Below are 11,250 nucleotides of genomic sequence, written 5' to 3' on the forward strand. Positions count from 1 at the left end.
TCAATGGGTCCTGACCCTAGGGCATCCCTCCCACCACTTAAGCCGACCTTATGAACTCAAAGCAGGCGATAGTGGCAACATCCATCCAAGCGGATGAAATCTGTTTTTGACTAGGAGGGAATGCTTATGGAAACGCGCTTCACCAGCACGTTTGGGGTCCGGCATCCTATCGTACAAGGCGGCATGCAATGGGTCGGGGTGGCAGAGCTTGTCTCCGCGGTGGCCAATGCAGGGGGCCTTGGGTTTTTGACCGCACTGACCCAACCTACACCCGATGCTCTCTATCATGAAATCGCCCGATGTCGGTCGATGACCGACCAGCCTTTTGGCGTCAATCTCAGCCTCCTTCCGTCGATCAATCCGCCGCCCTACGACGAGTATCGGGACGCGATCATCGCGGGCGGGGTGAAGATTGTAGAAACTGCTGGTAACAATCCGGGGGAACATATTGCGCATTTCAAGGCAAACCAGATCAAGGTTATCCATAAATGTACCGCGGTTCGACACGCCTTGGCGGCTGAACGCCTTGGCGCGGACGCACTGTCTATCGACGGTTTTGAATGCGCAGGCCATCCGGGCGAGGACGATATTCCAGGATTGATCCTAATTCCTGCGGCTGCCGATAAGGTAACGGTACCCATCCTCGCCAGCGGTGGGTTCGGCGACGGCCGTGGCTTGGTTGCGGCGCTAGCGCTAGGTGCTGACGGAATCAGCATGGGCACCCGCTTTTGCGCAACCCGAGAAGCACCCATTCACGATAATATCAAGCAGGCGATTGTGTCCAACGACGAGCGTGCTACCGAACTCTTGTTCCGCAGCTATCGCAACACCGCCCGAGTAGCACGTAATGCTGTGTCGCTCGAAGCAATCAGAATCGAGCGGGAAGGCAGGCCGTTTGAAGCAATTTCCCATCTGGTCAAAGGTGCACGTGGCCGCGACGGGCTGCAGTGCGGCGACGTCAATCACGGGATCTGGACCGCGGGTTTGGTGCAGGGGCTTATCCATGACGTGCCGAGCGTTGCTGAGCTTTTGGCCCGTATCATGGATGAAGCGGAAGAGATCATCACTGGGCGGCTGCGCGCGCTTGTTTCGCTTTCCGCTTCAGGATGAATCGGGGGGCCTTGCTTTTCCCATCGTGACAAAAGCGCGATCATTCGCCTTCGATCGGGGTGTTTTCAGAGTTACGCGCAGGATTTGCGCGATCGGGTGCTGGCTGCGGTGGACGGCGGGATGTGGGTCCGCGACGCTGCCGTGATCTTCAAGATAGCATCGCCTACAAGGCGCGGATTCGACGGTGACTGGCGGGTGATTGCGGGATCAACCTGAACCGCGGTCGTCCTCCTTGCAAACTCTCGGTGGCATAGGAACTGGCGCTGGCGGCGCAGTTTCGCGCGCAGCCAGGGATCACGCAGGCGCAGGCGCACGCCGGCTGCTGGCCGAACGCGACATCCGCCTCAGCACCGGCGCGATGTGGAATGCGGTTCGGCGGCTCGGGCTGTCGTTTAAAAAAAAAGCCCTGCACGCAGCCGAGCAGACGCGGCCGGACGTGGCGGCATGTCGCACATTGTTGCGGGCAGCACAGCCGTTCATCGCCCCTGAGAGCCTCGTCTTCCTCGACGATTCCGGGGTCAACACCAAGATGGCACGGTTATATGGCTGGGCGCCGGTCGGCGAACGTTGCCGGGATCGCATGCCGTTCGGACATTGGAAGACGATGACCTTCATCGCCGGCCTGCGCCTGACGGGCATGACGGCGCCCTGGGTGCTCGACGGGCCGATGTGTGGCGATACCTTCCAGGTCTACGTCCGCGACGTCCTGGCACCCACGTTCCGGCGCGGCGATGTCGTGGTGCTCGACAATCTGCCCGCCCACAAGGTCCCCGGCATCCGTGAGGCGATCACCGCCCGGCGCGCATAGCTCTTCTACCTGCCTTCCTACAGCCGCTACATGAACCCGATCGAGATGGCCTTCGCCAAACTCAAGGCGTTGTTGCGGCAAGGGCCCGCGCCTGCCCACAACCTTGCCGATCCTGCTGTTGCTGCTCCGACATTCGTCGGCAACCCGACCCGAAATGCCGGATGTTCTGCCCCGTCATTCTATATGCAAATACTATGTAAATGGGCAGGCGCCCATCTCGATATTTAACGCCGTCAGCTAATATCTCGTCACCTCACGATTTCGCGTGCGGAACGCCTCCGCCGCCCTTCGAAGGGGAGATATCATGCATCGCTCGCCCGCTCCTGTTGCGGCATTTGTTAGTCTGCTTTCGGTCGCCCCAGCGTTCGCACAGGATGCTGCGATACCGGCACCCGACATCGCTGTCAGCGGTTCTGCAATGCTCATATCCGATTACCGCTTCCGTGGTGTATCACAGAGCGACGATCGCATGGCGCTCCAGGGCGGCATCACCCTAACGCACAAGGATGGCGCTTATGCGGGCGCCTGGGCATCAAATTTATCTGGATGGGGGACGTTTGGCGGCGCCAATATGGAGTTGGATCTCCTCGCCGGCTACAAACGGTCGCTCACCGGAAATTTGGCGCTCGACGTCGGTCTGACCTGGTACATGTATCCCGGCGGAGCGGACAAGTCCGACTTCGCCGAACCCTATGTCAAATTCTCTGGAACCGCCGGCTCGACGTCGCTGACGGCGGGCGTGGCCTATGCTCCGAAACAGGAAGCGCTGGGACGCTGGTATCGGACCGGCGCCGATGCTGTGTCGGGCACCTATACCCATCCAGGCTCGAGGGGAGACAATCTTTACATCTGGGGAGATGCAGCCGTCGCGCTGAAGGGCACGCCGCTCAGTGCCAAAGCGCATATCGGTCATTCCGACGGCAACCGCGGGCTCGGACCCAATGCGACCAGCGTCGCGCCGACGGGCGCTTATTGGGATTGGTCGGTGGGGATGGACGCGGTCTGGCGCAACCTGACATTGGGCGTCGCCTATGTCGATACCGACATCGGGCGGCGCGAAGCGGCCTATCTCCAGCCCAGTTTCAGCAAGGGTCAGGACGGTTCGGGCTCCATCGCCGATGGCGCCATCCTCCTCTCACTTTCCACAGCATTTTGAAGGAGATGACATATGCAGGATCTGTTCTGGCTGTGTGCCATGGCGGGGCTGCTGGCGGCGACGCTGGCCTATGCCCGACTGTGCGATCATGCGTGAGGTGACGCGATGACGCTTGATCTCTGGCTCGCTGCGGTAACCGCACTTGGTCTTCTCGTCTATCTGGTGGCGGTGCTGCTCCGCCCCGAAAAATATTAGAAAGGGAGGTCAATATCATGACTTTCCAAGGCTGGATCCTGATTTTTGTCTTCGTGGGCATCCTGCTGGTGCTGACCAAGCCGGTCGGCGCTTGGCTGTTTGCGCTGTATGAAGGCCGGCGCACGCCGCTTCACTGGGTGCTTGGTCCGGTCGAGAACGGCTTCTACACACTCGCCGGCATCGATCCGACGGAGGAACAGGGCTGGCGGCGCTATGCCGTTCATATGCTGCTGTTCAATTTCGTGCTGATGATCTTCACCTATGCGGTTCTGCGGCTGCAGGGACTGCTGCCTCTCAATGAGCTGGGCTATGCTGGCATTGGCGCCGACGGCGCCTTCAACACCGCCGTCAGCTTCACGACCAACACCAACTGGCAATGGTATTCGGGTGAAGCGACACTGTCGAACCTCAGCCAGATGCTTGGCCTGACGATCCATAATTTCCTGTCGGCGGCAACCGGGATCGCACTTGCGTTCGCGCTGTTTCGCGGCTTCGCGCGACGCGAGATGCAATCGCTTGGCAATTTCTGGGCCGACGTGACGCGCGTCACCCTCTATCTGCTACTGCCGATCTGCTTCGTCTACGCCTTGTTCCTGATAGCGTCTGGCGTTCCGCAGACGCTGGCCGCGTCGGTCGACGTAATGACGCTCGAAGGTGCAAAGCAGACCCTGGCACTTGGTCCGGTGGCCAGCCAGGAAGCGATCAAGATGTTGGGCACCAATGGTGGCGGCTTCTTCAATGCCAATTCGGCCCACCCGTTCGAGAACCCGACGGCGCTCACCAATCTGGTTCAGATGTTGTCGATCTTCATGATCGGTTTCGGCCTGACCTGGTGCTTCGGCAAGGCGGTCGGCAACAGCCGGCAGGGTTGGGCGATCCTGGCTGCGATGCTTGTGCTGTTCGTGGCTGGCGTCACGGTAACATATTGGCAGGAAGCTGCCGGCAACCCGGTCCTCCATGCGCTCGGCACGACCGGCGGCAATATGGAGGGCAAGGAAGTCCGCTTCGGGATCGCCGCCAGCGCCCTGTTTTCGGTCATCACGACCGCGGCCTCCTGCGGCGCGGTCAACGCGATGCACGACAGTTTCACGGCGCTGGGCGGCATGATCCCGCTGTTCAACATTCAATTGGGCGAGATCGTCATCGGAGGCGTGGGCGCGGGCATCTATGGCTTCCTGCTTTTCGCAATCCTTGCGGTGTTCGTCGCCGGATTGATGGTGGGGCGCACGCCCGAATATGTCGGCAAGAAGATTGAGGCGAGGGAGGTAAAGCTGGCGGTGCTCGCAATCGCTATCCTCCCGCTATGCATCTTGGGCTTCACAGCCGTCAGCGCAGTCCTACCCGCCGGTCTGGTCGGCCCCCTCAACGCCGGCCCGCATGGCTTTTCGGAGATCCTCTACGCCTTTAGCTCGGCTACAGGCAACAACGGCTCCGCCTTCGCCGGCCTGACTGCGGGCACACCCTTCTACAACAGCCTGCTCGGCATCGCGATGTGGTTGGGCCGCTTCTTCGTGATCGTGCCGATGCTGGCGATCGCGGGTGGTCTGGCGGCCAAGACATACACGCCGCAAAGCGCGGGGTCATTCCCCACGACCGGGCCTCTTTGGGTCGGCCTTCTGGTAGGAATCATCCTGATCGTCGGTGGCCTCACCTTTCTGCCGAGCCTCGCGCTCGGTCCCATCGCCGATCATCTCGCGATGATCGACGGGCAACTCTTTTAAGGGGGGCGTCGCATGGCTCGCGCAACCACAAAGACCCAGACGGGCAAATCCCTGTTCACTGCCGAATTGATTATCCCGGCAATCGGCGACGCGTTCAAAAAGCTTCATCCCCGCGCGTTGATCCGGAACCCCGTGATGTTCGTGACGGCTTGCGTCGCGCTGCTGATGACGATCCTGCTCGTGGTGGGAGGTGATAGCCTAGGCATCGGCTTCAAGCTGCAACTTGCTATGTGGCTGTGGCTGACGGTGCTTTTCGGAACGTTTGCCGAGGCGCTGGCGGAGGGACGCGGCAAGGCGCAGGCGGCCTCTCTCCGCGCAACCAAGGCGGAGCTTAGCGCCAAACGGCTGAAAAATGGCCATTTGCAGCAGGTGCCGGCAAGCCAGCTTTGCGCCGGCGACATCGTGCTGGTGGAAACGGGCGATCTCATCCCTGCCGATGGCGAAGTCGTCGAGGGCGTTGCCAGTGTCAATGAAGCCGCGATCACCGGCGAGTCCGCGCCGGTGATTCGTGAAGCAGGCGGGGACCGGTCGGCGGTCACGGCCGGCACCCGGGTCATTTCGGACCAGATCAAGGTGCGCATCACGGCCGAGCCGGGGCAGGGCTTTCTCGACCGCATGATCGCGCTGGTGGAGGGGGCCGAACGGCAGAAGACGCCGAACGAAATTGCCCTTACCATCCTTCTCGTCGGCCTCACGATCATCTTCCTGATCGCGGTCGGCACTATCCCCAGCTTCGCCAGCTATGCCGGCGGCAGCATACCCGTCGCGATCCTTGCAGCGCTGCTGATCACGCTCATCCCGACCACCATCGCTGCCCTGCTGTCCGCGATCGGCATCGCTGGCATGGACCGCCTCGTGCGGTTCAACGTGCTCGCCAAGTCGGGTCGCGCGGTCGAGGCGGCCGGCGATGTGGACGTCCTCCTGCTCGACAAGACCGGCACGATTACGGTCGGCGACCGCCAGGCAAGCGAGTTCCGCCCGGTGGCAGGCACGACGCCGGAAACATTGGCGGAGGCGGCGTTGTTGGCCAGCCTGGCGGATGAAACTCCTGAAGGGCGCTCGATCGTCGTTCTGGCCCGGGAAAAATTCCACATCGATACGACCCGATTGCCCGAGGGCGCGGAGGTCATCCCATTCACTGCGCAAACCCGTATCTCGGGCGTGCAGGTCGCCGGTTCGCTGGTGCAGAAGGGGGCCGTCGATTCGATCCTGAAGGCCAATCCTGGATCAAGCGGGATGGCGGCCGCGACCGAACTTCGGCGCGTGACGGATGAAATCGCCCGCGCCGGCGGCACGCCCCTGGCGGTTGCAAAGGACGGCAAGCTGCTTGGCGCGATCTTCCTCAAGGATGTGGTGAAGGCCGGCATCCGGGAGCGTTTCGCCGAACTGCGCGAAATGGGCATCCGCACGGTCATGATTACCGGCGACAATCCGCTGACCGCGGCGGCGATCGCGGCCGAGGCGGGTGTTGACGATTTCCTGGCCCAGGCAACGCCTGAGGACAAGCTTGACTTGATCCGCAAGGAACAGACGGGCGGACGCCTTGTGGCGATGTGCGGCGACGGGACCAATGACGCGCCGGCGCTTGCCCAGGCCGACGTCGGCGTGGCGATGAACACCGGCACGCAGGCGGCGCGCGAAGCGGGCAATATGGTCGATCTGGACAGCGATCCGACCAAGCTCATCGAAGTCGTCGGCTTGGGCAAACAATTGCTGATGACCCGTGGAGCGCTGACGACCTTCTCGGTCGCCAATGACGTGGCGAAATATTTCGCCATCATTCCCGCGATGTTCGTTGCCCTTTATCCTGGCCTCGGCGTGCTCAACATCATGGGGCTGGCGACCCCCCAAAGCGCGATCCTGTCAGCCATCATCTTCAACGCGCTGGTCATTCCGTTGCTGGTGCCGTTGGCGCTGAAGGGCGTGGCCTACAAACCCATGGGCGCCGGCCCGCTGCTGGCCCGCAATCTCGCTGTCTACGGACTGGGCGGGCTCGTCGCGCCCTTCATCGGCATCAAGCTCATCGACCTGGCCGTTGGCGGCCTGGGTCTCGCCTGAGGAGGCGCTCCAATGAATAAGGATTTCGTCACGTCAATGCGGCCTGCGATCATTCTCACGATCCTGTTCGCCCTTTTGCTCGGCATCGTCTATCCTCTGGTCATGACTTGCATCGGACAGGCGCTCTTTCCTTCACAGGCCAATGGCAGCCTGGTCCGCGACTCACAGGGCCATGTGGTCGGGTCGAGCGTGGTCGGACAGGCTTTTGTCAGCGATCGCTATTTCCAGACGCGGCCATCGGCCGCGGGGAAAGGCTATGACGGGCTTGCCTCATCTGGTTCGAACCTGGGCCCGACTTCCAAGGCGCTGGTCGCCCGTGTCCGCGCAGACATCGACAAGCAACGGGACGCTGGCATCACCGGGCCAGTACCGATCGATCTCGTAACGGCCAGCGCATCGGGCCTTGACCCTCATCTATCGCCGGCCTCCGCTCTTGTGCAGGTGAAACGCGTGGCGCGCGCCCGCGGATTGCCCGAAGCGCAGATACGCGATCTGGTGAACCAGAATGTCGACCATCCGCTGCTGGGTTTCCTGGGGGAAGACCGCGTGAATCTTTTGGCGCTCAACCGGCAGCTTGACCAACTGGCGAACCGGCGGACCGGCGGGACACGTTGACGCAGCGGGATCGACCTCCGCCCGAAGCCTTCCTGCGCGCAGCCGCGCAGGAAGGGAGGGGCAAGCTGAAAATCTTCCTTGGCGCCGCGCCCGGCGTCGGCAAGACCTTTGAGATGCTGTCGCAAGGCATGGCCCGCAGCAAGGCCGGCGTCGATGTCGTCGTGGGGATCGTCGAAACCCATGGCCGTGCCGAAACCGAAGCCCTGACGCGCGGGCTCGAAATCCTGCCGCGCCGCGCGATAGACCATCAGGGTCACATGCTGACCGAAATGCATCTGGACGAACTGCTCGCGCGCCGCCCGCAACTCGCACTGGTCGATGAACTGGCGCACACCAATGCTGCCGGCAGCCGCCATCCCAAGCGCTATCAGGATGTCGAAGAACTGCTCGACGCCGGCATAGATGTCTATTCGACCGTCAACATCCAGCATATCGAGAGCCTGAACGACGTCGTTGCTTCCTTCACCCGCGTTCGCGTGCGTGAGACGGTGCCGGACACAATCCTTGACCAGGCAGAGATTGAGGTGGTGGATATCCCGCCCGCCGAACTGATCGAACGGCTGAAGGAAGGCAAGGTCTACCTGCCGCAGGAAGCGACACGCGCACTTGGTCATTTCTTCTCGCAATCGAACCTTTCCGCCCTGCGAGAACTGGCGCTCCGCCGCGCGGCGCAGGCAGTCGACGCCCAGATGCTCGATCATGTCCGGGCCAATGCGCTGGGTGGCACATGGGCGGGTAGCGAGCGGATCGTTGTGGCTGTCAGCGAAATTGCCGGCTCAACCGGCCTTGTGCGGGCGGCCAAGAGGATTGCGGACGCGCTGCATGCGCCATGGACAGCGGTGCATGTCGAAACGGCGCGCACGCGCCAGCTTGGTCCGGACGAGCATCAGCGTATCGCGGCCGTGCTTGCTCTTGCCACCCAGTTGGGTGGACAGGTTGCCACCGTGCCCGCTTCGACTGTTACCCAAGGGCTGAAAGCTTTCCTGCTCGACGCTCGCGCGACCCAGCTTATCGTCGGCAAATCCGTCCGGTCGCGGCTGTTCGAAATGCGACACGGATCGGTGGTGGACCGACTGGTACGCGAAACGCCTGGCGTTGCGGTGCATGTGTTGCCATTCGAAGAAGAGTCGCCCAGCGGCATAGGGCGCGCGCAACTTCCAAGCTCAACAATGTCTCCCTGGGGCGCGCCATCGGGATATCTCTGGACATTCGCGTGGGTGGTGGCGGTGACGCTGATCGGGTCTGGGCTGTTCCACATCCTTGATCTTGGCAATGTCGGCATGTTGTATCTCGTCCCGGTCATGGCGGCGGCGAGCCTGTTCGGCCTGCGCACGGGCCTCTTTGCCGGGCTGGCTTCCAGTCTTGCCTATAATTTCTTCTTTCTGCCCCCGACGGGCACGCTGACGATCAGCAATCCGGAAAACATCATCTCGATCTTCGTGCTGTTGGGCGTTGCCTTCGTCACCAGCCAACTCACGTCCCACGTTCGCGTCCAGGCAGACCTTGCCGCTGCAAGCGCGCGGACCAACGCCGCTTTGGCCGGCTATCTGCGTCACCTGACATCGCTCAAGGATCCCGCAGAAGTGGCGCATGCGGCCTGCGTGGAGATTGCGCGCCTGCTGTCGCTCCGCGTCGTCATGCTCGAACAGGGGTCCGCCGGACTGTCCATAAAGGCTTCAAGCCATGCCGGACCAAATCTCGAAACGATGGAAATGGCCGCGGCGCAGTGGGTCAAGGATACTGGCCAGCCGGCAGGCCGTGGCACCGGCACGCTTACCGCGTCCGACTGGCGATTTCAGCCAGTCCAGGCAGGCGATCGTATATTGGCGGTCCTGGGCCTCGCGCAGGAAGATGGCAGGGACCCGGTCCGCTCTGACCAGTTGCCATTGCTGGGCAGTCTCATCGATCAGACTGCCCTCGCGCTTGAGCGCCTTCGGCTGGAAAGCGAGATGCGTGATATCGACGCCATGCAGGAGCGCGAACGTTTGCGGTCCGCGCTTTTGTCTTCAGTCAGTCACGACTTGCGAACGCCGCTGACATCGGTTCTGGCGGCGGCGGGCGAACTGCGCCGCAAATATCCCGATCCGCTGCTCGACACGCTGGAGGGCGAGGCGACCCGCCTTAACCGCTTCGTGGCCAACCTGCTCGATATGGCCCGCGTCGAGGCTGGCGCGCTTAAACTCCATCTCGAACCGGTCGATCTTACCGATGCCGTCAGTGGCGCCGTCCATGACACTCGCCGTTCGCTTGATGGGCATCCTATAGAACTCAATGTCGCGCCCGACCTGCCGCTGGTGATGGTGGATCCGCAGCTTTTCCATCATTGCCTGCTCAACCTGTTCGACAATGCGGGGCGCTATGGCGACCCTGGAACAGCCATCATCATCCACGCGAAGCGGACCATCGACGGGCTCGTCCTGTCGGTCATCGATTGCGGCATGGGGCTTCCGGCGGGTCGAGAAGCAGAGGTATTCGAAACTTTCCGCCGCCTGGAGGGTTCCGATCGGTCCACCAGTGGCACGGGTCTGGGGCTGGCGATCGTCAAGGGCTTTGCCGAGGCAATGGGCATGACCGTAAAGGCGCAGAATCGCGACGATGGCCATGGCGCGTGTTTCAGCATCGATTTTCCGGAACGATTGCTCGTGCGGCCACCGGAGGAAACGCTTGATATATGACCGCAAACCGCATCCTGGTCGTCGACGATGACCTTCACATTCGCCGCCTGCTGGAAAGCGCGCTGGTGCGCGCGGGCTATGTGCCCATCGAAGCTACGACGGCGGCCGAGGCTCTGGAGCAGGCGAAAAATGGCGCACCGGACGCCATTCTTCTCGACCTGGGGCTGCCCGATCGCGACGGCCTGGAAATCGTGACGCTCCTGCGGCAGCGATGCCCTGCGCCGATCATCATTCTGTCGGCGCGTGAATCTACGGATCAAAAGGTAGCCGCGCTCGACCTGGGCGCGCATGATTATGTAACCAAGCCTTTTGATAGCGAAGAAGTGCTTGCCCGATTGCGCGCGACCCTGCGCGCCCGCATCGAGGCGCAGGGCGCGTCACCGATCGTGCTGGCCGGCACCGTGACGATCGATCTCGCCAATCGAGAGGTTCGCCGTGATGGCAAAGAGGTGCATCTTACCCGCAAGGAGTTCGAGGTGCTTAGCCAGCTTGCTCTACATCCCGGACGGGTCGTCACGCACCAGCGCGTGTTGGCGGCTGCATGGCCCCATGAGATTGATCGTCGTATCGACTATCTACGTATCGTGGTGCGCAACCTCCGCCAAAAGCTGGAGGCCGACCCGTCGCGCCCAGCGCTTATCATCAACGAACTGGGCGTAGGCTATCGCCTGATGGCGGACAACTAAGGGCCACTGACGTTCCGATGTTGTCCTGTCGAGGTGGCTGATATGGGTGATAGTCCAGAGCCGATCGCAGGGTGCGGTCGTTAGTCGTTGCCAAGTCGATGAGCGGCAAACTGACCGGAAGCAAATGTGGCTTGATGCGCACAGCCAAAAGATGGATCCTTGGTCCAGATATTGGTCAGTTGCCGCCGTCATCGCGATCCCGCTGGATTGTCGAACTGGGGCGGGC

At 62.0% G+C, this 11,250-nt stretch carries 9 protein-coding genes; all 9 read left to right on the forward strand.

The genetic code is table 11. The features are described 5' to 3' along the window. Positions 1 to 120 precede the first annotated feature (120 nt). The 9 genes from B2V90_RS07440 (at position 121) to B2V90_RS07480 (ending at position 11,024) form a co-directional block, all read left to right on the forward strand. Positions 121 to 1,110, forward strand: coding sequence for an NAD(P)H-dependent flavin oxidoreductase (locus tag B2V90_RS07440; RefSeq protein ID WP_228223049.1), 990 nt, complete (start codon positions 121 to 123; stop codon positions 1,108 to 1,110). Between the two features lie 358 nt (positions 1,111 to 1,468). Then, positions 1,469 to 1,918 (forward strand): transposase, encoded by a 450-nt coding sequence (locus tag B2V90_RS07445; RefSeq protein WP_228223050.1) that lies wholly within the window; start codon positions 1,469 to 1,471, stop codon positions 1,916 to 1,918. A gap of 304 nt (positions 1,919 to 2,222) precedes the next feature. Next, positions 2,223 to 3,074, forward strand: coding sequence for a TorF family putative porin (locus tag B2V90_RS07450; protein ID WP_228223052.1), 852 nt, complete (start codon positions 2,223 to 2,225; stop codon positions 3,072 to 3,074). 105 nt (positions 3,075 to 3,179) lie between these two features. Further along, the gene (kdpF, locus tag B2V90_RS07455) at positions 3,180 to 3,269 is read left to right on the forward strand and encodes a K(+)-transporting ATPase subunit F (protein WP_009823688.1); all 90 of its coding nucleotides are present in this window, start codon (positions 3,180 to 3,182) and stop codon (positions 3,267 to 3,269) included. Positions 3,270 to 3,286: 17 nt separating this feature from the next. Further along, the gene (gene kdpA, locus B2V90_RS07460) at positions 3,287 to 4,990 is read left to right on the forward strand and encodes a potassium-transporting ATPase subunit KdpA (protein WP_228223053.1); all 1,704 of its coding nucleotides are present in this window, start codon (positions 3,287 to 3,289) and stop codon (positions 4,988 to 4,990) included. Between the two features lie 12 nt (positions 4,991 to 5,002). Beyond that, positions 5,003 to 7,048 carry a potassium-transporting ATPase subunit KdpB gene (kdpB, locus tag B2V90_RS07465; RefSeq protein ID WP_293920712.1) on the forward strand — a complete coding sequence of 682 codons (2,046 nt, stop codon included), beginning with the start codon at positions 5,003 to 5,005 and terminating at the stop codon, positions 7,046 to 7,048. A gap of 12 nt (positions 7,049 to 7,060) precedes the next feature. Further along, entirely contained in the window at positions 7,061 to 7,663 is a 603-nt protein-coding gene (kdpC, locus tag B2V90_RS07470; RefSeq protein ID WP_228223055.1) for a potassium-transporting ATPase subunit KdpC, read from the forward strand. Continuing rightward, positions 7,660 to 10,338 (forward strand): sensor histidine kinase, encoded by a 2,679-nt coding sequence (locus B2V90_RS07475; protein ID WP_228223056.1) that lies wholly within the window; start codon positions 7,660 to 7,662, stop codon positions 10,336 to 10,338. Before kdpC ends, B2V90_RS07475 begins: the two co-directional genes overlap by 4 nt. After that, a complete protein-coding gene (locus B2V90_RS07480) occupies positions 10,335 to 11,024 on the forward strand; it encodes a response regulator (RefSeq protein WP_228223057.1) in 690 nt (229 codons plus the stop codon). Before B2V90_RS07475 ends, B2V90_RS07480 begins: the two co-directional genes overlap by 4 nt. Positions 11,025 to 11,250 lie beyond the last annotated feature (226 nt).

The sequence above is a fragment of the Sphingobium sp. UBA5915 genome (assembly GCF_002431195.1).
GTDB lineage: Bacteria > Pseudomonadota > Alphaproteobacteria > Sphingomonadales > Sphingomonadaceae > Sphingobium > Sphingobium soli.